The 22,290-nt window shown below is 40.1% G+C and carries 24 protein-coding genes; 16 read left to right on the forward strand and 8 right to left on the reverse strand.

Annotated elements, in window-relative coordinates:
* The first annotated feature begins 168 nt into the window (after positions 1–168).
* The 5 genes from J7J00_RS01275 to J7J00_RS01295 all read left to right on the forward strand — a co-directional run bounded on the left by J7J00_RS01275 (position 169) and on the right by J7J00_RS01295 (position 4,925).
* Entirely contained in the window at positions 169–2,073 is a 1,905-nt protein-coding gene (locus J7J00_RS01275) for an endonuclease MutS2 (protein WP_214786785.1), read from the forward strand.
* Between the two features lie 267 nt (positions 2,074–2,340).
* Positions 2,341–2,754, forward strand: a complete 414-nt coding sequence (locus J7J00_RS01280) for an Rrf2 family transcriptional regulator (RefSeq protein ID WP_214786787.1) — start codon at positions 2,341–2,343, stop codon at positions 2,752–2,754.
* A 66-nt stretch (positions 2,755–2,820) separates the two neighbouring features.
* Positions 2,821–3,726: an NAD(P)/FAD-dependent oxidoreductase gene (locus J7J00_RS01285; protein WP_214786789.1), complete on the forward strand. Its 906-nt coding sequence runs from the start codon at positions 2,821–2,823 to the stop codon at positions 3,724–3,726.
* A 293-nt stretch (positions 3,727–4,019) separates the two neighbouring features.
* On the forward strand, positions 4,020–4,652 hold the full coding sequence (locus tag J7J00_RS01290) for a class I SAM-dependent methyltransferase (RefSeq protein ID WP_214786791.1): 633 nt from the start codon (positions 4,020–4,022) through the stop codon (positions 4,650–4,652).
* A gap of 75 nt (positions 4,653–4,727) precedes the next feature.
* A complete protein-coding gene (locus J7J00_RS01295; protein WP_214786793.1) occupies positions 4,728–4,925 on the forward strand; it encodes a hypothetical protein in 198 nt (65 codons plus the stop codon).
* On the opposite strand, the gene J7J00_RS01300 is transcribed toward J7J00_RS01295, so the two are convergent.
* Positions 4,918–5,061: a YrzO family protein gene (locus J7J00_RS01300; RefSeq protein ID WP_214786795.1), complete on the reverse strand. Its 144-nt coding sequence runs from the start codon at positions 5,059–5,061 to the stop codon at positions 4,918–4,920. The two genes, J7J00_RS01295 and J7J00_RS01300, sit on opposite strands and share 8 nt — an antisense overlap.
* Before the next feature lie 33 nt (positions 5,062–5,094).
* On the reverse strand, positions 5,095–6,060 hold the full coding sequence (locus J7J00_RS01305; RefSeq protein ID WP_214786797.1) for a DMT family transporter: 966 nt from the start codon (positions 6,058–6,060) through the stop codon (positions 5,095–5,097).
* A 134-nt stretch (positions 6,061–6,194) separates the two neighbouring features.
* On the opposite strand from J7J00_RS01305, the gene J7J00_RS01310 reads away from it, so the two are divergent.
* The 5 genes from J7J00_RS01310 to J7J00_RS01330 all read left to right on the forward strand — a co-directional run bounded on the left by J7J00_RS01310 (position 6,195) and on the right by J7J00_RS01330 (position 10,583).
* Positions 6,195–7,091: a LysR family transcriptional regulator gene (locus J7J00_RS01310; protein WP_214786799.1), complete on the forward strand. Its 897-nt coding sequence runs from the start codon at positions 6,195–6,197 to the stop codon at positions 7,089–7,091.
* 527 nt (positions 7,092–7,618) lie between these two features.
* Positions 7,619–7,795: a hypothetical protein gene (locus tag J7J00_RS01315; RefSeq protein ID WP_214786801.1), complete on the forward strand. Its 177-nt coding sequence runs from the start codon at positions 7,619–7,621 to the stop codon at positions 7,793–7,795.
* Positions 7,796–8,261: 466 nt separating this feature from the next.
* On the forward strand, positions 8,262–8,972 hold the full coding sequence (locus J7J00_RS01320; RefSeq protein ID WP_214786804.1) for a hypothetical protein: 711 nt from the start codon (positions 8,262–8,264) through the stop codon (positions 8,970–8,972).
* 174 nt (positions 8,973–9,146) lie between these two features.
* Positions 9,147–10,013: an RNA polymerase sigma-70 factor gene (locus J7J00_RS01325; RefSeq protein WP_214786806.1), complete on the forward strand. Its 867-nt coding sequence runs from the start codon at positions 9,147–9,149 to the stop codon at positions 10,011–10,013.
* A gap of 108 nt (positions 10,014–10,121) precedes the next feature.
* Entirely contained in the window at positions 10,122–10,583 is a 462-nt protein-coding gene (locus J7J00_RS01330; RefSeq protein ID WP_214786808.1) for a carboxymuconolactone decarboxylase family protein, read from the forward strand.
* A gap of 216 nt (positions 10,584–10,799) precedes the next feature.
* Here the strand turns inward: J7J00_RS01330 and J7J00_RS01335 are convergent, their stop codons facing one another.
* On the reverse strand, positions 10,800–11,027 hold the full coding sequence (locus J7J00_RS01335) for a hypothetical protein (protein ID WP_214786810.1): 228 nt from the start codon (positions 11,025–11,027) through the stop codon (positions 10,800–10,802).
* Positions 11,027–11,347: a YbjQ family protein gene (locus J7J00_RS01340; protein WP_098373447.1), complete on the reverse strand. Its 321-nt coding sequence runs from the start codon at positions 11,345–11,347 to the stop codon at positions 11,027–11,029. The genes J7J00_RS01335 and J7J00_RS01340 overlap by 1 nt, the downstream gene beginning before the upstream one ends.
* Before the next feature lie 797 nt (positions 11,348–12,144).
* Here J7J00_RS01340 and J7J00_RS01345 point away from each other — a divergent pair.
* The 4 genes from J7J00_RS01345 to J7J00_RS01360 all read left to right on the forward strand — a co-directional run bounded on the left by J7J00_RS01345 (position 12,145) and on the right by J7J00_RS01360 (position 16,899).
* Complete coding sequence (locus J7J00_RS01345) at positions 12,145–13,929, forward strand: sensor histidine kinase (protein ID WP_214786812.1); 1,785 nt, start codon at positions 12,145–12,147, stop codon at positions 13,927–13,929.
* Positions 13,901–14,647: a LytTR family transcriptional regulator DNA-binding domain-containing protein gene (locus J7J00_RS01350; protein WP_141994110.1), complete on the forward strand. Its 747-nt coding sequence runs from the start codon at positions 13,901–13,903 to the stop codon at positions 14,645–14,647. The genes J7J00_RS01345 and J7J00_RS01350 overlap by 29 nt, the downstream gene beginning before the upstream one ends.
* Positions 14,648–14,788: 141 nt before the next feature.
* Complete coding sequence (gene cstA, locus J7J00_RS01355; RefSeq protein WP_214786814.1) at positions 14,789–16,582, forward strand: carbon starvation protein CstA; 1,794 nt, start codon at positions 14,789–14,791, stop codon at positions 16,580–16,582.
* 161 nt (positions 16,583–16,743) lie between these two features.
* Positions 16,744–16,899: a DUF1540 domain-containing protein gene (locus tag J7J00_RS01360; protein ID WP_192206472.1), complete on the forward strand. Its 156-nt coding sequence runs from the start codon at positions 16,744–16,746 to the stop codon at positions 16,897–16,899.
* Between the two features lie 352 nt (positions 16,900–17,251).
* Here J7J00_RS01360 and J7J00_RS01365 read toward each other — a convergent pair whose 3' ends face one another.
* Together J7J00_RS01365 and J7J00_RS01370 are read right to left on the reverse strand one after the other, a co-directional pair.
* Positions 17,252–17,902 carry an O-methyltransferase gene (locus tag J7J00_RS01365; RefSeq protein WP_214786817.1) on the reverse strand — a complete coding sequence of 217 codons (651 nt, stop codon included), beginning with the start codon at positions 17,900–17,902 and terminating at the stop codon, positions 17,252–17,254.
* Entirely contained in the window at positions 17,889–18,224 is a 336-nt protein-coding gene (locus tag J7J00_RS01370) for a hypothetical protein (RefSeq protein WP_214786819.1), read from the reverse strand. The genes J7J00_RS01365 and J7J00_RS01370 overlap by 14 nt, the downstream gene beginning before the upstream one ends.
* Before the next feature lie 202 nt (positions 18,225–18,426).
* On the opposite strand from J7J00_RS01370, the gene J7J00_RS01375 reads away from it, so the two are divergent.
* Positions 18,427–18,987, forward strand: a complete 561-nt coding sequence (locus J7J00_RS01375; protein ID WP_214786821.1) for a TetR/AcrR family transcriptional regulator — start codon at positions 18,427–18,429, stop codon at positions 18,985–18,987.
* Positions 18,988–19,023: 36 nt separating this feature from the next.
* The gene (locus J7J00_RS01380; RefSeq protein ID WP_214786920.1) at positions 19,024–20,379 is read left to right on the forward strand and encodes a DHA2 family efflux MFS transporter permease subunit; all 1,356 of its coding nucleotides are present in this window, start codon (positions 19,024–19,026) and stop codon (positions 20,377–20,379) included.
* A gap of 44 nt (positions 20,380–20,423) precedes the next feature.
* Here J7J00_RS01380 and J7J00_RS01385 read toward each other — a convergent pair whose 3' ends face one another.
* Positions 20,424–20,867 (reverse strand): MarR family winged helix-turn-helix transcriptional regulator, encoded by a 444-nt coding sequence (locus tag J7J00_RS01385; protein WP_214786823.1) that lies wholly within the window; start codon positions 20,865–20,867, stop codon positions 20,424–20,426.
* A 133-nt stretch (positions 20,868–21,000) separates the two neighbouring features.
* Entirely contained in the window at positions 21,001–22,092 is a 1,092-nt protein-coding gene (locus J7J00_RS01390; RefSeq protein ID WP_214786825.1) for a low temperature requirement protein A, read from the reverse strand.
* Between the last annotated feature and the right edge of the window lie 198 nt (positions 22,093–22,290).

The raw sequence follows: 22,290 nt of genomic DNA on the forward strand, positions 1-22,290 counted from the left end.
CGAGCTGCCCAATTTGTTATCGATTTTAGGTCCTTATCTATAGATAAGGACGTGCCCGCAGGAGCTTTCTACTCAAATGGCTTGTTCATTTGAAGGTAGGGGGACCATTGCGGGCATTTTTTGTATTCGGGAATTTTAATCACTCACTCATTCAAGGAGGATCATTAAATGAATACAATGACTTATGAAAAATTACAATATATCCAACTCAAGGAAATGGTGAAAAACCATTGCGTAAGTGGTTTAGGAAAAGCGTTATTGGATCAGCTTAAGCCGAGCAGCACTTTGAAAGTCGTAAAAAATCGTTTGAACGAGACAACGGAGGCAAGGAACTTACTGAATGCAGAAAGCCATATTCCCTTGAAAGGCATTTCACATATTGGACTCCATATCGACAAACTGGAAAAAGGAATGATTTTGGAGCCGTCAGAGTTAGTGGCGATAGCAGACTTCTTAAGAGGCTGCAGGAATATCAAGAAATTCATGACCGATAAAGAGTTCTTTGCACCAACACTGCATTCCTATGCCCGCTCCATGACTGAATTCAGGAGCATTGAAGAAGAAATTCAATTCACCATAAAAGGAAATGCTGTTGTTTCCGAAGCAAGCAAGGACCTGAAACGGATCAGGAACCAAATCATCAAGGCAGAAAGCAAAATAGAGGAACGGCTGAATAAGTTCTTGAAGAGCGGAGCCAATAAAGAGTTCATTCAGGAATTTTTCATCAGTAAAAAGGATGAGCGCTACACCATCCCGATCAAAGCCTCCTATAAAAATCAAGTGGCCGGAACGATCGTGGAAGTATCTGCAAAAGGGGCTACCGTGTTCATCGAACCTGCCTCGGTGACGAAATTGAATGTAGAATTGGCCAGTTTAAAAGCGGAGGAATCGATGGAAGAGTATCAACTTTTGGCCACATTATCTGGAACGGTTTTCGAACAGCTGAAACCGATCAAGATAAACATCGAGTTAATCAGTCAATATGACATGATCTTCGCAAAAGCCAAGTTCAGTAAAAGCATGGATGCCATCGAACCGAAAATCAATGATCATGGTTATATTACATTAAAGGGCTGTAAACATCCCCTTTTGCCGCAGGACAGCGTACCTTTGGATTTTGAAATCGGTCAGGACTATCGCAGCTTGATTATTACAGGCCCTAATGCCGGGGGTAAAACAGTCGTCCTGAAAACGATCGGCATCCTTACATTGGCCGTCATGTCAGGGCTGCATGTTGCCGGGAAAGAAGGGACGGAGCTTGCCGTCTTCGATCAGGTTTTCGTTGATATCGGTGATAATCAAAGCATCGAGAATGCACTGAGCACGTTTTCATCGCATATGAAAAACATCTCGGAAATCATGGGGGCATTAACCAATAACTCCTTACTGCTGTTCGATGAAATCGGGAGCGGAACGGAACCGAATGAAGGAGCCGCATTGGCGATTGCCATCCTCGAGGAATTTTATCAGAGGGGCTGCATAACCGTTGCGACCACCCATTATGGTGAAATCAAGCGCTATTCGGAAATACACAGTGATTTCATGAATGCGGCCATGCAATTCAACAGTGAAACACTTGAGCCAAAATACAAGCTGTTGATCGGTCAATCCGGGGAAAGCAATGCCCTCTGGATAGCCAAAAAAATGAATGTTCGTGAAAAGGTTCTGCAAAAGGCAAAGCTCTATATCGACAATAAAGACTACGACTTGGAGCGTGTCCAGGAAGGTAAAATCAAAAAAGCGAAGCCAGCGGCCGCTCCTAAGGAAGCATCTTATGAATTTGAAGTCGGTGACAAAGTGAAGGTAAGCGAACTGAATGGATATGCAATCGTTTATAAGAAAAAGGATTCATACAATAATGTCGTCGTTCTTTTCGAAGATACCTTCAAGGAGATTCATGCCAATAGGCTCGAGCTGGAAATAAAGGCCGCCGATTTATATCCTGAAGGCTATGATCTCAATACTTTATTTGTCAGCTATAAAGAAAGGAAATTGAACCACGACCTTGAACGGGGATCAAAAAAAGCGCTAAAGAACATAGCAGCGGATATCCGGAAGAAGCTTGGTGAATAACCTGATGATTAATGCAATCGAAATATAGAGGTTGTAAAAAACGTGTTCAACCCAAAAAGTATGAGTTCTGTATTTACAGGGCTTATACTTTTTTTTGCCTTACTTTCTCGTGTGGTTTGTAACCAGTCAAATTATTACAAGATAAGATTTTAGAAGGATGATCAATCGTTAGGTGAGGTGAAAAAAGTTTGCGGTTTTTTGCAGCTTGAGTTACAATCAATTACGGATATTAAAAGTCTGTAATAGTTTTAATTATGAGGTGCATCAATGAAGTATTCAAAGGCAACCAATTATGCACTACATACAATGGTGCATTTAACGTTGGAATCAAAAGGTCAGACGGTAAGCGTGGATCAGCTGGCGTACATGCAGGATTTGTCCCCGACGTACTTATCGAAGATTTTGACGAAGCTTGTGAAGGCTGGATTAATTGAATCAGTGCCAGGGGCAAAAGGCGGCTACAGTATTTCGCGCCGCGCGCAGGACATTTCGTTTCTGGATGTTATTGAAGCGGTTGAAGGTCAGTCGGTGCTTTTCAACTGTGCGTTTGACCATGAAGAAAGCGAGTGTTTAATTGAGCGCGTGATGATCGAGGCGGAAGGCAACATGAAGAAAGAACTGGCTGGACGAACGATTCAAAGCATTGCGGAGCAGTGTCAGGAAACAAAAAAAGAAAAATAAATTTTTTTACACAAATTAAGGACATTAAGGGTCTTTAATAGATTTTATAAAGAAGGAGTGTTTCATGTGTTGGATTGTGTAATTGTTGGTGGAGGACCTGCAGGACTGAATGCCGCATTGGTCATGGGGCGTGCTGGACGGAAAACAATTTTGTTTGATGAGGATAAACCCCGTAACCGGGTGACGCAGGAGTCGCACGGATTTATCACACAGGATGGGGTAAAGCCGTCAGAGTTCAAGAAGCGGGCAAGAACGGATGTCCAAAAATATCCGTCCGTCTCCATTAAGGAGGAGCGGGTGGAGATTATTGAAAAAGCCAGTGGTGTGTTCCGAATTCAAACGAAAGGCGGAACGGATTACATGGCGAAAAAAGTGCTTCTCGCAACAGGTCTTCGGGATGTTTTGCCGGAGATTCCAGGCATACAGAATGTATACGGAACGAGTGTTTTCAGCTGTCCGTTTTGTGACGGCTGGGAAATGCGGGGCCAAGCATTGGCGGTGATTGCAGAAAATGAACGGGCTTTTCATATGGGAAAACTGCTGTCAAACTGGAGCGGTGATGTAATCGTGTTTACAAATGGCTATCAGGTGCTTGATGAAGAGAAGGATATCTTTGCTAGGCAGCACGTAACAGTCGTGGAAGAAAAGATTGAAAGTCTTAAATCGATAGGAGGGAAGCTGACATCGATCCGGCTGCAAAACGGACAGGAAATCAAAAGGGAGGCAGGGATTGTGGTCACAGACTTGGTGCAGTCTGCTCCTTTTGCGGAACAGCTCGGCTGCGAGATCACTCCAAACGGCGGGATTAAAGTGGATTCATTTGGACGAACAACGGTTGAAGGAGTATTTGCATGCGGAGATACATCACTCAGCACGCCTTCTCAGCTGGTGATTGCGGCGGCGGAGGGCAATAAAGCGGCAGCTGGAGTCATCATGGATTTAGTTGAAGCTGCATTTCTTTTGGAGGCATAAAGTCCTTGAATGCATAAGAGTATTTTTCAAAAGAAAAAGATCTTTTCGTAAAGATTGTTGTTTTTAAAACGAAACTATTTAAGGTTGATTGGAGCGGAAGTGCGAGACTCCTGCGGGAGCAGCGGGACAGGTGAGACCCCACAGGCGTTCACGCCGAGGAGGCTCACCGCCCGCCCCGCGGAAAGCGAGCAATGGAGGGGAAATCAATTACACCGCATTACTTGGTGAATAGCAACAAAGTATGCGAAAACAGCCAAAGAAAAAGAGCTAATATTTGTAAAGGAGATTGAGGCATGACAGAATTCTGGCAATCAAGTTTTATAGAAAATCAAATGATGTGGGGATTTGAACCTTCAGACTCCGCAATCTTGACAAAGGACTTTTTCCTTAAGAATAAAGTTAAGGATATTTTGATTCCTGGTATTGGATATGGCAGAAACGCAAAGGTTTTTATTGATAATGGAATAAATATAACAGGTATTGAGATTTCAAAAACAGCAATTGATTTGGCAAGGCAAAATGGTCTTAATATTAGTATTTTTCATGGTTCAGTAACCGATATGCCTTTTGATAACCAACTTTATGATGGTATATTTTGTTATGCACTTATTCACTTATTGAATAATCGTGAGAGAGAAAAGTTTATTAAAGATTGCTATAATCAGTTAAAGCCAAACGGTTATATGATTTTTACTACTATTTCAAAAGAAGCCCCAATGTTTGGAAAGGGCAAACAACTGGATAAAGACTATTTCGAGATAATGGAAGGGGTAAAAATGTTTTTTTATGATTCCGATTCGATAAAACAAGAATTTGGAAAATATGGATTGATAGAATCTTCGGAAATTGTCGAGCCGCATAAGAATATGGAACATAAACCTCCATTTAAATTTATAATGGTAAAATGTCAAAAAGAACGATCATAAACAATCAAAAATAGTGAATTGTTAATTGATATGGCTTATGAAGTGCTTACGCATTATCCATAAAAAGGGCATGTTTTGACCAATCATTTTTCAACGCATGCTCTTTTCTATTTGCTCGCGGCCGCCAACAAAGCGAAGATAAGCACTGTGGATATGCAATCGTTTATAAGAAAAGGATTCATCGATGATGACGTCGTACTGGTTAGTAGAAAAAAAGCCTATCTAAATGACAGGCTTTTTTGCGTTGTATCGCCAAAAGTCTATTTTACTTAATTCTTTTACTTCTATCATGATATAGATTAATTAATTCTGCATTTTGCTCATTCATCTTTTTCACATTCTTATTAATCGTGGCCAATTCCCACAGTACAGCTAATCCAAAGATTAGCAAAAGCGTTAATACATCCATTGTTGCCCTCCTATTGATGTTTTGTACCTTTAATTAAATGACTCTTTTCAATTTCCTTGGATTCAATTTCTCAACTTTGGAAGGCAAGTTTTTTCTTTGATAATAATTGTTTTGGAACAATGCATATATCACTAAAAAAGTTCCCAGTAATTCGAATGATGATAGTGATTTTCCTTGGATAAAAACGATGACCAACGTGGTTATTGGAACTAAATTGATGAATAGGATTCCATTGATCGGCGTTAAAAGTTTAATGCCTAAATTCCAGCTTAAAAGGGCAATGGCACCGGGGAAAATAATCATGAAAATCATTTCGCCATAAATGGATTGCATAACCTCTGCTGTAGGGACAGACAGGCCCATCGCAGTTGCGAGGAATGTTATGATTGCTGATACTGCAGTTCCTAAGATGCACGTTAAAGTTGAATAGCGAAGTGTTGACCATCCATTAAATTGGTCGCCGCCCATCGTATATATAACCCATCCTATAACCCCGATGAGAATGAAAAGGATAGGGATGAGGCTATCTTTCAATAAAAATACGAATGATATATTGCCATTGGTAATGACAAGAATGGCCCCTATCAAGGCAATGAACATGCTGGCAATGGTATATTTCATGGGCCTGGCATTTTTGAAAACCCACAGAATTAAAATTGAAATCATGGGCATTAATGATTCCATGATGGAAGCGACAATGACCCCGTTATGTCCCAGTAAGTCTTGACCTGCGAATATGAGAAAGTTGTATACAGTGAACGCCATCGTTCCAAAAAACAATAATTTCTTCCCTTTCCCTTCCAGGCTAAAAGACTTCTTCCCCTCTTTAATTAAAAGCAATATCCCTAAAATTACGCTAACAGCTAAATATCGCAAAAAAGAGAAATAAAAAGGATCGATATACATTAAGGCCCTTTCTGCAACTGGAAACATCGCTCCCCAAGAAATACTGGCTGTCAAACATAAAAGTGCACCGATTAAAACTTGATTTTTTTTCATAAAAGCTTCCCCTCAAAAATAATGATTGATTAAATTCCTATACACACCTTATGATAAAGTCATTATCATGTAAAATGACTTAAAATGAATATAATCATCATTATTAATGATAGTTGAGAAAGGGGGGCACTTTTATGGAAATGCGGGATTTGCAAATATTCCAGTGTGTCGCTAAATATGGCAGCGTAAGTAAGGCGGCTGTTGAATTGAATTACGTCCAATCCAATGTAACGGCTAGGATTAAGCATTTAGAGCAGGAGTTACGGACGCCTTTATTCAATCGCCATAAACGTGGCATGTCTTTAACTGCAGAGGCTAGAAAAATGCTTGAGTATGTAAACAAAATTTTGCTTGATGTGGAAGAACTCAAGCAAGTATTCCTGGATAGTGAAACACCTACAGGGATATTGAACATCGGTACAGTTGAAACGGTCAGCGATCTTCCCAAGATTCTAGCCTCTTATTATAAACAGTATCCAAATGTCGATTTATCCATAAAGGCGGGGATAACCGAGGATTTAATTAAAGATGTCATCGAACATAGGCTGGATGGCGCTTTTGTTACAGGACCGATTAAACATCCGCTCATTCAGCCATACGATGTGTGTACAGAACAACTTGTTTTAGTTACAAGAAATGAAACATTTAACCTTGAAGAAATTATAACAGAACCATTTTTAGTATTCAGTCAGGGTTGTGGCTATCGCTCTAAACTGGAACAATGGCTGAAAGAAGAAGAAGTGATGCCCAAAAGGATCATGGAGTTCAATGTATTGGAAACGATCTTAACCAGCGTGACACTCGGCCTTGGCATTACCCTCGTACCACAATCAGCGGTAAATCACCTTACAGCCAATGAAAAAGTGCACGTGCATGCAATTCCGGAAGAATACGGCAATATATCGACTGTCTTCATTCACCGTAAAGATGCCTATATGACAAACTCCATGCGAAGCTTCTTACAAACCATCGAAGCTCATCATGACAACCGATTTAAGCAAAATCTTGGATACACTCCTGAGCTAATTTGAAGGAAGAGCAGCATATTCTTTACATAGAATGATGGAGGATCGCTGAAACCGATTATTAGGCTGCGAAACTATTAGGGGCTTAAAGGAGTCTATTTCTTGTGTCGTTGATTTGTATGAATTTTTTACTTAAAAATAAAGAGCGCACTAAAGAAAATAACCGGTATCCCTATAATAAAATAAAAAAATATGGATACTGGGCCAGCGGTAAAGCATAGTAGTGGTATTTATTATTGCTTCGGTTTCCTTATGCTTGTCGTTTATTAATCTTGTTACCTCTAGAAAGTATTTAGCATTGACCATAGGTGAATCTAACGATAACTTGGAAAAGCATTTGTGAATTATTTAGACAAAAAGCCAACGATTTCGTTGGCTTTTTGTCTGTACGATCATTTCAATTATCCCTACATTCAAATTAGAGAAAAAAATAACCTTCTATAACTAAACTGGTAGTTTAGTTATAGAAAAATTGTATTACTTTTCATCAATTAGGAAAATATATAAATAATAGCAAGAAGGAGGGAAAAGAGATGGAAGTAAATATGAGTGTTGAAGAAGTCGTGAATCAAATTTCTGAATTAGTAGAAAAAGAAGGGAAGCCACCTCGAAAGAAAGAGGTAAAGAAATCAGATCCGGAGTTAATGAAAAATGCATTGTATTATTTTCCTAATTGGGATACTGCAGTAGAACATAGCATTGGATCTTAACCATAAACGATACATAAACATTTATTTTTCAATTAGTATATATAAGGCAAGGGAAGTTATGAAGGCCGCCAACTGGCGGCCTTTTGAACGTGCGATTCTTTACATTATCATACATTCAAATTGGTTTTAAAAAGTACTCCTTATTCAAACTATCTAATGAAATAACTAACTTTGCATATTTTGATTGTTTCTTTATCGGGCGCTTTTCCTGAACTGGAAAGCGTCTTTGTTATAGAAAAAAGAGATATTAAATAATGCCTTATTGTGAAATGATGCTTATTAACTTAAGGGTGATTTTTCCTTGAAATTAGTAAATGAATCAATTTCATATTTTCTTTTCGGAAAGAGTGAAGTATCGATCACTTTTAAGTCTATAAAGTCTGATATTTGCAAAGAAGCATAGTGTAACTTTTTTTCATATGGAGCCGTATATTAATTTGTTAAAACACATGAAAAGAGGGTTCCGATGAAAAAGATATTGTTGATTTTGGCAACCGTTTTTTTGCTAACAGGACTTAGTGCTTGTAAAGGAGTCGAGGAGGGAAATAAGGAATCTCCACCAATTTCAGAAAAGCCAAATGATAATCCTAAGCAAACCGACGGGCAAGATGAAGATCCTCCAGGTGAATCGGTCGATGATCCGACAAAAGATCGGCCAAATACGAAAACGGATATGATCATATTAGAAGGTATGGAAGAATCATTCCAATTCACGCTTCATCATAGTCAGGCATTGGGATTCTCAACCTACATCGTGGATGACATGGTCGTTGAAGAGGCTAGTTCTGGTGAAGGAGATGCAATGATTATTTTTGCGAATTTTGCAGGCAAGAGAAATGAGGATGCCAAAGTTCAGATATTTTCCAAAAGGGAGGGTACGAATGCGACAATAGAAGAACAGGCGGAGTTTGCGAGGGAAGTTGTGATAAGCAACGACTTTGAGATTAAACAGCGATCTAATAATGCGCCTAACCGATTTGATTGGTCTGAGGTCGAATTTGACATTAGTCAGAAGGGCAGTAATTATTCAATATTGGGTACAGTATCGGTTTTTCAACATGGCGACCGCGTTTACTATGCGATAGTTCAATACCCGGAAGATTATGAAGAAGGCTTCATACCGCGGGTTGTAAGAATGTTTGATGATATCGTATGGTATGAGCACCTTGATAAATGAGTATCCGAAATTGGGAATAATTATCGAGTTTGTCTACAGTCTGGGAGCAGCTCTTTTGCTGTTCTTTTTAAGTTGTAGATGATGAAGAAGGATAAATGATTGGTTTAGGGAATAGTTATGGAAAGGTGTCATACATCTCAAAAAAACGAATTTGATAGAAAATAGGTGAAGCAAGTGGAGCTGGATACATTATATAAGACATACCAACCTTTTCTTTTTTCCATCGCATACCGGATGCTTGGATCGGTTACCGACGCAGAAGATATCGTTCATGATTTATTCCTGCAGCTTAAGCTTGATACCGAACAAATTAAGGACATGAAAGCATATCTTGCGAAAATGACGACAAATCGCTGTCTGAACTTTTTAAATTCAGCCCGTAAGAGAAGAGAGGTTTACACAGGACCTTGGCTGCCTGAACCTCGGGTAAACGAAACAGAGCAGCCAATAGATAAGGTTGTAACGGATGAAACGGTTGCATATGCCTTCCTCGTTTTGCTGGAACAGCTTTCACCTGTTGAAAGAGCGGTTTTCGTGCTTAGAGAAGCATTCGCTTACAGCTATGAAGATATTGCCGAAATGCTGGAAAAGAATGAAGTGAACTGCAGAAAGATCTACAGCCGGGCTAAGCGGAAATTACAGAACGATCTGCCAGTCCATCCTGAGGATACGAAACATGTCGATCTTTTGGCAAAAAAATTCATAAAAGCATCTACGACAGGAAACTTTGAGGAGTTTTTGGATATCCTTACAGAAGATGTTGTCCTTGTTACTGACGGCGGAGGAAAAGTGCTTTCTGCATTAAATCCGATTGTAAACAAACAGCGCGTATTCTCCTTTCTTAAAGGAGTTTCTGCTAAAGGAGGTTTCATAGGAGAACTTCTTCCGGTTATGGTCAATGGTCAGGAAGGAATCTTGCAAATGAATGAAGGAAAGCCCGTCAAAGTCATCTGCTTTGAATTGGATTCAAAACAAAAAAATATCCGAAAAATCTTTATTGTTACCAATCCCGATAAATTAAATCATATTCCTGTTCCTTAATAGGGTAGACTGAGGGCTCATAACGGGCTCTCTTTTTTGTATGTCACAAATCAAACCCCTATTTTGTCTTATAAGTGGAACCAAAAAGATTTAATGGAGGAGATAGACATGGAACAACGCATTAACTACATGAAGACAAATCGGGAAGTGGTCAAATTAATGGTGGAATTGGAGGAATACAAGAAAACAACGGGAATCGATAGCAAATTAATTGAATTGATTAAAATTCGCGCGTCTCAAATAAATGGCTGTGCGTACTGCTTGGATATGCATACAAAGGATGCCCGGGCAATGGGTGAAACGGAACAAAGAATCTACTGCTTGAGTGCTTGGCGTGAATCACCATTCTATTCTGAACCGGAAAGGGCAGTGCTGGAATTGACGGAAGCGGTCACGGCCATTTCTGCAAATGGTGTACCTGATGAACTGTATGAGCGGGTCCGCCTTCATTTTGATGAAAAACAATATATCGATCTCGTTACCATCATCATCACGATCAACGGCTGGAACAGATTGGCCATTTCAGCTAAAAGCATCCCCGGGCACTATAAGCCTGTAATGCAAAAATAACTTTGTTATTAAAATCTCTTGAATGCAACACAAATTAGCCTATAAATTAGATGATCCATTCGCGAAGCGATTTGGTCCCAGTTTTTATCCATGAATGCTGATTAATTTTTAGCAAACTTCTGCAAAACAACTAATGGACATGATGAAGTATCATTTGATTCAGTAAATAAAAAAAATAAAAAGCCACGCTTTTGTATAAATCGTGGCTTTTTATAATCATTTTTCTTTTTTATAAAAGCGTTCACCCGTATCAGGATTATAATACACCCTTGTTTTTTCTCCAGTCACAGGGTCTATATTTATTTCATCTGTCGATTGAAATCCATCAGGAACTTTTACACCGTGATTACGTTTAAACCGTTTATCATAGATAAAGTATCCAAGTAAAATGCATAAGATAACTATAACAATTTGTAATATATAGTACCCTATGATGAATTTCATTATATTGCCTCCACAATAACGGCAGTTCCATATGCAACAATTTCACTCATATTTTTACCGATTTCCCCAGAATCATATCTCATCATTACAATTGCGTTTGCTCCCATTTGATTGGCATTTTTAATCATACGGTCCATAGCTTCTTTTCTTGAATCTTCAAGCATAGCTGTATATTGCTTGATTTCTCCACCTACTAAGGATTTTAACCCTGCCATGATATCGCCGCCAATCCCTCTGCTTCTTACAATTAGACCAAAGGCGGGTCCTTTCACTTCTACAATTTTGTAACCTTCAATTTTTTCTGTGGTAACTACTAACACATTAATCGCCTCCATCTTATTTACTTTATTGAAAGTCAGTCCACAATATCATTTATATCTATGTGCTGTGCAGCCCTATTCTCCATAAACAGAAGGCATATCATCAGCCATTGTTCTACCTCCATTGAATAATGATTACCTTTTTATCAAGCACAAAAATAATACCATTCCTTTAAATTTTAACATAATATAAGTTTTATTCTTTTTAACACCTAGCATATTTCGAGTAAACATAAAAAATCCCATTTCGTAAAAAAGCAATGGGATATAATTTTGATTTAATTTATTAACAGTACATAGTCGAAACTTTACTTTAAAAGCATGGACGCCATTTTCCTTAACCATTTGTTTTCTGCTCCCGGTGTTATTGTTAGTGATAGGAAGATTGAAAAAAAAGCGTTCTATTTCAAAGGCGACCAAAGGATGTTAAAAAAATTCAATTACCGCATAGCTTTCATCTGTCAGAAACTTCTATGACGAAAACCTTGTTACATGTCTACCTGAGGATGGTGACACGTTTCTATATAAACGAATCAGTGATTTCCTTCTATTGAAAAAGCCTTGGTATTTATAGGGTTTTTTTTGAATGATCATACTGGAATTGAACCAACCACTGCCATCTCATGTTCCCTATGCTTTTTGAAGGCGTATGTCCCATATGTGACATGATTAAATGGAGGTCCCTCTGTTTGTTTCCATGATCTTGGATTATTCGTGTTAATCGTAAAAACAAAATTCGACAAGGATTTCATGGCTGGTGTAAGATGAATGAAAAAGCCAGAAATGGGGTGAATGCTTTGGTTAATTTATTACCGTCGCTGTTTGAAAAAGTGGGAATCATCGTAATTGCCGCATTCCTGCTTTCCTATATGAAACCGTTTCGGCAAATGATAGGACATGAACATGACATGTCAAAGAAAATCATGTTTATCGCACTTTTTGGAACGTTCGGCATAATAAGTAACTATACAGGGATTGAAATCGGAAATCATGCCATGCCAGAGGGGAATTGGCATGCTGAGATTGCTCCCGATAACGCGATTGCCAACACAAGGATTATGGGCGTGGCTATCGGCGGTTTGCTGGGAGGACCATTTGTTGGGTTGGGAGTAGGTTTGATAGCGGGGCTTCACCGTTATTTTCTCGGAGGTTTTACGGCGGGGGCTTGTGCGATCGCTGCAATTTTGGCTGGGGTTTTATCGGGTTATTTGGGGAAAAGGCGGCGAAAGCATGGGACGATCACCCCTTGGTTTGCCCTCCCCATTTGCATGGCATTGGAAGCGATCCAAATGGGCATCATCCTGGTGACGGCCAAACCATTTGAAAGGGCGTGGGAGCTCGTACAAGTAATCGGACTGCCCATGATCATCATCAACGGGTTCGGGACTTTACTATTCATGCTCATCATTCAGTCGATTACGAGGGACGAAGCACGGACGCGGGCCGTACAAACCAATCTTGCGTTCCTGATTGCGGATCAGACTTTGCCCTTTTTCCGGCAAGGTCTGAATCAAACTTCATGCAAGAGAATAGCCCAAATCATCTTGGGGCTGACTGAAGCCGACGCCGTGGCCATTACCAATGAACATAGCGTACTTGCCCATGTGGGTGCTGCGTCCGATCACCATGTCCCTAAGGTTGGAATAGCGACAGGCTTAACGAAAAAAGCCCTTGAACAAGGGAAAATCATCGTGGCCAAAACAAAAAAGGACATTTATTGTTTTCATGATCAATGCCCATTGCAGGCGGCAGTGGTCCTGCCGTTGCAGGTCCAACAGAAAACGGTCGGGACTTTGAAGATGTATTTCAAGCATCCGGATAAATTAAGCCAAGTGGAACAAGAGTTAGCTGAAGGGTTGGCCAAACTATTTTCCACTCAATTGGAACTCGCTAAAGCGGAAATGCAAACGAAATTATTGAAGGATGCTGAAATTAAGGCCTTGCAGGCACAGGTCCATCCTCATTTTTTATTCAATGCAATCAATACGATATCCGTTCTATGCCGGACGGATGTCGAGAAGGCAAGAAATTTATTGCAGGAGCTCAGTGCCTTCTTTCGTTCTAACTTACAAGGTGCCCGACAAATTCTGGTGCCGCTGGAAAAGGAATTAGAGCATGTTAACGCTTATTTATCGCTGGAGCAGGCGCGTTTTCCAGATAAATATCATATCGACTATCGCATTGAGCCAAGGCTTAAGGAAGTTCTCATCCCTCCATTCACGTTACAGCCACTTGTTGAGAATGCGGTACACCATGCATTTCCACCTGTGAAAGGCAAAGGTGAAATCATCATTCACGCATATTTTAAAGACGATACGATGCGCATTGTTGTGGAAGATAACGGAAAAGGGATTTCAAGCGGGAGAATAGATGAATTGGGTAAGCATGCTGTAGAATCGACTAAGGGTACAGGAACGGCCCTTCATAATATCAGTGAACGGCTGGAAGGGATCTATAAAGGACAGGCCAGCCTCTCGATCGCAAGTGAACCGGGGCACGGAACACAAGTGAAAATATCAATACCACTCAACGAAAAAGGAGCATATGTCAACGATGATGAAAGCATTTATCGTAGAGGATGAACCACTGGCAAGAGATGAATTAAAATATTTATTGAAGAGAAGCAGGCAAGTCGAAGTCGTGGGTGAGGCCGAGGGGATAGAAGATGCCATGAGGGATATCTCCCGACTTAAACCTGAACTTGTCTTTTTGGACATTGAGCTTGCAGAAGGCAATGGCTTGCATTTGGCTAAGCAATTGGCGGAACTTGACCCTGCACCTTCGCTCATTTTTGCGACCGCTTATGATGAGTTTGCCCTCCAAGCTTTCGAGTTATATGCATTTGATTATCTATTAAAGCCATTTAATGAAAAAAGGATTCGTCAAACGTTGGATAAGCTCATGAAGCAGCGGCAAATCGGGAAAGACGAATCCAGGACAGCACCTCCGGCCAGCCGTACGGCGGTGGAACAGACAGGTAAATTGGCTGTATCGATAGATGATCGGATCGTTTTGATTGACCGGGATAATATTTTGTTCATAGGACTCGTGGAAGGAAAGACGATCATTAAAACCGAAGAAAATGAATATAAAATCGGTGAGCCCCTCATCGTGCTTGAAAGGAAGCTCGATAATCGCTCATTTTTACGGGTGCATAGGGGTTTTATCGTGAATGTCATCCATATATCTGAAATACAGCCTTGGTTCAACTCGACTTATAATCTCATTATGAGTGACGGATCAAATATTCCGGTAAGCCGCACATATGTGAAGGAGCTAAGGCAGCTTATCGGTTTTTAAAAATTTTCATAATTCTGCATTTTACCTTCTTCATATTGCAGTCCATCCCCCGATATCTGCATTATAACTTGAAAACCCATTGAAGCCGCTTTCACTGTGATATCATCATTTTACGATGTAAGAAATAGAGGGGGTTCAAATATGAATGCGGTTACAATTGTCATAGGCTCCATTTGTATATTAATGATTGCCTACCGTTTATACGGGACATTCATAGCACTCAAAGTATTAAAACTCGATGATTCCAAGCCGACTCCGGCCCATAAATTAGAAGATGGAAAAGATTATGTTCCAACAAATAAATGGGTGGCATTCGGCCACCATTTTGCAGCCATTGCAGCGGCAGGTCCTTTGGTGGGTCCGATCCTTGCTGCACAATTCGGCTATTTGCCAAGTTTATTATGGCTTTTAATCGGGGCTGTAATCGGGGGAGCCGTCCATGATGCTGTCGTGCTTTTCGCGTCGATGCGGAAAGACGGCAAATCCCTTTCGGAAGTTGCGAAAGAAGAACTTGGACCTGTAGCAGGCTTCTGTACAGGACTCGCGATGCTTTTTATCATTACGATCACGATGGCAGGACTTTCAATGGTCGTTCTGCATGCTTTGGAAAATAATCCATGGGGGACGTTTGCAGTAGGGATCACCATTCCCATCGCCATGGGTGTTGGGCTTTACCATAAAAAGACCGGCAATCTGAAAGGTGCGACCATCGTCGGGTTTGCGCTTATCATGGCCGCGATTTTACTTGGTCCGAACATTCAAGGAACAGCACTTGGTGACTTATTGACACTTGAGGCGAGCACACTTGCCATCATCTTGCCGATCTATGCTTTCTTCGCTGCCGCATTGCCTGTTTGGCTGCTGCTGGCACCTCGTGATTACTTGAGTACATTTATGAAAATCGGTGTTTTTGCCGCATTGATTATCGGCGTTTTCGTGGTGAATCCAGAAATCCAGTTTCCTGCGTTTACCGAATTCATTAATGGCGGGGGCCCGATTGTAGCCGGACCCGTTTGGCCATTCATTTCAATTACGATCGCCTGTGGGGCGATTTCAGGATTCCATGCATTTGTCGGATCGGGCACAACTCCAAAAATGTTAAACCGTTGGAGTGATATCAAATCCGTCGGTTTCGGAGCGATGCTTGTGGAATGTGTCGTTGCCATCATGGCATTGATTGCTGCGGTTTCGCTGCAGCCAGGGGATTATTTTGCGATTAACTCCTCACCTGAAGTATTTCAAACATTGGGTATGGAAACCCTGCACCTTAACGAACTCAGTGAAGAAATCGGCATTAATTTGGAAGGTCGGACAGGCGGGGCAGTTACACTTGCTGTCGGCATGACCTATATTTTTACCGAAATACCCTTCTTTAGCAAACTGGCTTCGTTTTTCTTCCAATTCGTCATCATGTTCGAGGCCGTGTTCATATTAACCGCAATCGATTCAGGGACACGTGTTGCCCGTTACTTAATCCAGGACTTCTTCGGGGAGTTCTATAAACCATTAAAAAGGGTAGACTGGCTGCCAGGTAACATCTTTGCCAGCGCGTTAGCCTGCTTTATATGGGGATACCTGCTATACTCTGGGGACATTAGTTCGATCTGGGCACTCTTTGGCGTATCCAACCAGCTCATGGCCTCGATTGGACTCATCATCGGTGCGACCGTCGTATTGAAAATTGCAGACAAACGCTGGTATATGTGGACATGCCTCGTACCCCTTGCCTACTTATATGTAACGGTAAATGTAGCAGGGTACTGGATGGTCAGAAACGTATACCTGAACCCGGACTCAGCAGGATTCAGCATCTTGAACGGAATATTATCGATCACCATGTTGATCCTGGGCTTGATCATCCTGGTTGCCGCCTTGAAAAAATGGCGGGAGCTTTGGAAAATCCCTCAAGCAGAACTACTGAAAAGATCAGCATGAGCATAAAAAATCCGGGCAGATTGCCCGGATTTTTGTTCGCTGCGAATGTTAGAAAATGCCATTAATTCCGTTTTCCTTAAAATCAGACACAAAAACCTGAAAAAGGAAAGTATCAATAACCCCAACTTTGTTAATGATAGCAAATGAGGAGGTGTGATAAGATGGCAAAAGATGTTCTATGTGAAGTAAATAATTGTAAATATTGGGATTCTGGAAACAAATGCAGTGCAGATGCTATTTATGTTGTCAGCCATAAAGGGAATCAAGCAACAAATAGCAAAGAAACGGATTGCAAAACATTTGATCCAGAAATTTAAATCATCGGGGGTAACCATCAACTGGTTACCCCTCTTTCTTTTTATTATTGATAATAAAAATCATTTTCATTCAAGATTCTAGAAATTCATTTTATTTTTCTTCCTGAAAAGGATATTTTGGCGATAAATTCAAGAGTTTGGACGATAAATTCAAGAGTCTGATCGATAAAATTGAAAGTTTGGGCGATAAATTTGAAAGTTTGATCGATATCCACGTGAGATAGGGCAAAATCCTCGAGAATTGGCGCTTTACTCGTGAGATCGAGCACTTTACTCGTGAATTAAGCTGTTTTACTCGTGAGGTTGGTCAATTTACTCGTGAATTAAGCTGTTATACTCGTGAATTCGCACATTACTCATGAGTTTGAGCACTTACTTTTGAAATGGTGAGTCCATCACCAATTGGAATTAGCATGGATTCCAGTTGAGGGTGATTGGCCACAGTTTCATTGAATGCCTTCATGAATGCAGTGTAATGTTTAGGTTCAGCATCCGGATCTGCGACACTGCCCCTCGCAAGTACGTTATCCATGACGATTAGAGCATCCGGTTCTGCCAGCTGAATGCAATATTGCAGGTAATTTTCATAATTGTCCTTGTCTGCATCTATAAAGAAAAAATCAAATTTCTTGTTATCACGAACGAGTTTTTCAAGGCTTTGCAGAGCTGCTCCGGTCATATATGATACTTGATTGCCGAATCCCGCTTTGGATAGATTGCCATAAGCTAACTTTGCGTACTCCTCCTTTAATTCAAGGGAGGTTAATTTTCCTTCGCTGCCGAATCCCCTGGCAAGGCAAATCCCGCTATAGCCCCCAAGAGCGCCTATTTCCAAAACATTTTTAGCTCCTGAAATGGATATAAGCATTGTAAGAAGTTTCCCAGATGAGGGGGATACCGATATGGACGGCATTCCGTTTTCTTGTATGGACGTAATGACTTCTTCCAAAAGGGCATCTTTGGTATAAAATACTGAATCGATATAACTGTTAATTTGTTTCATTCATTTCCATTCCTTTCTCACCATTATTGGAAGTTTCCTTTTCTTCACTTTTCTTATCGGCTGCTTCATTTTCTTGTATTTCAAATAATTGAATGAATTCGTTGATTAACATATCAATGGCTTTTAATTCACCGACTAAAATTTGATTAATGGATTGAAACTCAGGTTTATCTAACTGTTCCTTAATGGTTGACCGTTTAACATTCATCATTTCTAAAAAAGCAATGGCCCTTCCGCGGCGAAATGTTTTTGGGCCACGATGGTGTGAACCATGGTCTTTTCCTTTGTGATGGCCATCTTTTTTGAGTTTTTCATTTCTCATGTTAAAACCTCTTTCCGTGTATACATATGTATACAAAATATCAACTGATAATATAATAGAAAAATCAAAATACCGTTTATAAAAAGTTTGTCTAAATTGTGAAATCGTTATTTAGAGAGGCAAAAAAGTACTTACATCCAAAGAATTTTTTTTGTTATAGTAACAAATAGACCGGTTGGTATGGTGGGGGTGTGCTACGGAAATGGATACAAAATCGTTGATAATCGAAAAAACAACGATTCTTTTCCAGCAAAAAGGATATAAAGGTGTTGGACTAAGCGAAATCTTAAAGGTTTGTAATGTTACGAAAGGTTCGCTGTATCACCATTTTCCTAATGGAAAAGAGGAATTATTAATCGCTTGCCTTCATTCTTTGAATGAAGTAATTACGACGGATATCGTGGATATTTTTGAACGGTATCCGACAACGTTAGAAGCGACAAATTACATGATTGAAAAGTTAATCGTCAATTTAGAAAGGGAAGGGACGATTACGGGTTACACATTTAGCAGCATGGTAAGTGAAATGGCCACATTAAGTGATCCTGTACGAAGTGCTTGCGCCGAACTATATGTGAAAATTCAAGGGATTTATTTTAATAAGCTTATAGAAGATGGATTTTCAAAAGAGTTAGCTTCCAATATTGCATTGATGATGACAGCCTCTATCGAAGGGGCAATGATGCTTTGTTTGGCCGAAACATCGGCAAAGCCGCTAAAAGTAATTTCGCAATTGTTACCCAATATATTGAAGGAGTTTTAACAAGTGGAAAATAAAAATATTAAAACAGGACCGATAATGGCTGCTCTTTTGGTAGCAGGCTTTGTTGGGCTATTTAGTGAAACCGCATTGAACATCGCCTTAGGTGAATTGAGCCATATTTTTGGCGTGGATGCGACGACGATACAGTGGCTTGCAACAGGCTACTTTTTAACGCTTGGTATTTTAGTGCCAGTAACAGGAATTTTAATGCAAAAATTCACAACACGCCAAATGTTCATGGCGTCTTTATTTTTTTCGATCATCGGAACGCTCATCGCTGCAGCAGCACCGGTTTTTAGCGTGTTATTGACGGCCCGTGTCATTCAGGCAGCTGGACTGGCAATCATTTTGCCATTGACGCAAAATGTCATTTTCACGATTTTCCCGCCGAATAAACGCGGCGGGGCAATGGGTGTGATGGGCTTAGTCATCTTGGCAGGTCCAGCATTCGGTCCTACATTAGCAGGAATGATTTTAGATACGTTATCATGGCCTTGGATATTCTGGTTTACGATTCCATTCTTGTTATTCTCGCTTATCTTCGGCTATATCTATATTCCGAATGTCAATGAAACTCGACAAGTATCAATCGATATCTTGTCAGTTGTGTTATCGACGATTGGCTTTGGTGGAGTTGTATACGGTGTAAGTGTAGGCGGGGATCATGGTTGGACGAGCATGACGGTAATTGGCACGATCATCGTTGGATTGATCGCCTTAATCCTTTTTGCAATCCGTCAAACGAAGATGGAAAACCCGATGTTGAATTTAAAAGCATTCAAATACCCACTGTTTGTGCTAGGTCTTGCGATGAACGTGATTACATTCCTTAACATGTTATCGATGCTGGTTGTGTTACCAATGTATATGCAAATGGCGTTATTGGTTTCTGCGTTCGCCACTGGGCTGATCATGCTTCCAGGCAGTCTATTGAACTGCGTTTTTGCCCCAATCATCGGCAAGCTGTTCGATAAATATGGACCTCGTGCCGTAATTACACCAGGAACGATTCTTGTTGTCATTGGCTACGGGCTATATGCAATGTATGGAACAAACACAGCACTCTGGATCATGGTTGTTACGCATATCGTGATGATGCTTGGTATAGGCATGGTACTCGCTTCAGTACAAACGAATACATTGAATGCATTGCCAAAACAATTCTATCCGGATGGCATCGCGATTACGCAAACATCACAGCAAGTATCAGGGGCAATTGGGATAGCGGTCATGGTTTCGCTATTCTCTGCGAAGCAAAATGGCTACTTGACTGATGTGGCAAATGAATTGCCGGCAGCAGCTGCCTCAGGTTCATCACTTGTATTTAAAATTAGTTTGATTTTTGCCATCGTGAATGTGGTGCTTTCACTGTTCATGAAAAAACCGAAGTAACAAAGATAAAAAAACAGATCACCATTCAAGCAGGTGATCTGTTTTTATTTTTGAACTTTACTAAGTAGATCTAAAAGCTGTTGTTTTTCCGTCTCATTCAAGTTGGCAAATTGTGATGCCTGAAAAAGCTCCTGTTTTGGAACAACTTCATGAAAAAATTCTTTTCCTTCCTCAGTCAATGACAGGTATTTTGTTTTCCATTCCTGTTCCCGTTTAATCAATCCCAACTCTTCCATCTTCCTTAATAGTTGAGTGATATTGCCTTTTGTCACAAAAAGCTTGTTTGCCAGTTCTTGCTGAGACAATCGTTCATGGGAACCCACTTGGACCAAGATATCGAATTGGGCTGCCGATAGATTCCATTTCTTTAAATGTTGATTGGATTCCCGGATACTCTGGTTATATATTCGTGTTATTCGGAACCATAACATTAAACCTAGTCGTTCCTCATTATTAGATGCGGAGGGATTCGCTGTGTTTTCTTTCATGAATGTCACCTCATTCTTTCTTCGTCACAATCAGTTTATGAATTAGCCAATATGGTGTCAAATGCAAAAACTTCCATCTTCGAATTAAAGAAACCAGTGTGATCGATTGATACTGGTTTCTTTAATTCCTTTATTATGTGGTCGTTAGTTTAGCAAAGATGATAAAAAACAGTGTTAATTCGCCTATTATCACAATATTCGGTACCCCGACAAACAAATTAAAAATAAGAAAGACTGCTAAAATCCCTAAAAATAATCCTAAATGATATATTTGCAACCGCTGGTGCTTATGTCTATATTGGTGGAAAACAAAAGTGGTCGACAAGAAATAGAGCAATACGGAACCGAAAACAAAATATAGGATAAATGAATAATGTACCTCATGTAAAAACAATAACCTGATGGCTGCTGCAATCATGCTTATAGACATTAAAATAAACAGATGACCGTAAATGATGATTTGACCGGAAGATTGTACAGACTTGTCGACTTTTTTCTCCATGTTATCGAAATATTGCCACCACATAGCTATTATCAGGGCAAATGAAATGATAGAAAAGGCAATCGAATCCCAATTTCCTTGTTTAGGTTGAATGACCGCAAGAGTGCTCACAAGAGCTTCCCCAAAGAGAATGATGGTAAATAGACCAAAGCGCTCCAACAAGTGGGCCGTATTTGTAGGAACCTTTTCTAAGCACTTTCTTCCAAGGATTGGGACAATGATATCGATCAGGATGCCCAAATACAGCACAGCATATCGAAGCCAGGAATCAAAAAGGACAGAGAATAATGAAATGGCGATTCCAATCCAAAAATACCTTCCCAAAAAGAGTGCTGCCTTTTTTCGAACTCCCTCTTCTATCCGCTGTACAACAAGATATTGGATGGCGGTCACGGCTCTTAAGCCAATATAACCAATTAAAAAAGAAAGATAATAAGGATCAAAATCAACAGATAAGCTTGATGTCATAATGAGGACAAAAAACATTTGCAGTATCAAAAATAGCCGTTGATGAAATACATCCTTTCCAAAACGGTTAATAAATATGGTTTGCCCTACCCAAGCCCACCAGATAGGAATAAAAATCAACACGAACTTAAATAAATACACTGGATGGATATATCCATCTTCAACATGCAGTAAAACATGAGTGGCGCCCGCAACGGCCGCCACAAATAACAAATCATAAAAGAGCTCTAGCCATGTAACTTTCTTTTCATCCATTTCCGCACTCCTCCCAATCGCCTTATAGTTTATAGTATGTTGTAAATATTCAGAAAATGGAAGGGGGACTTTGGTGCATGCAAATTAGAATTCATGATCATTTTTAGGAAGTTCTTTTTACCCAGCTATTATGTTTTTCCATATTTAGTGATTAGGAATAACGTCACTTTTTCATAGTTGGTATAATATGGTACTATA

This window comes from Bacillus sp. ISL-4 (genome assembly GCF_018613275.1).
GTDB classification, from domain to species: Bacteria; Bacillota; Bacilli; order Bacillales; family DSM-1321; genus Peribacillus; species Peribacillus simplex_E.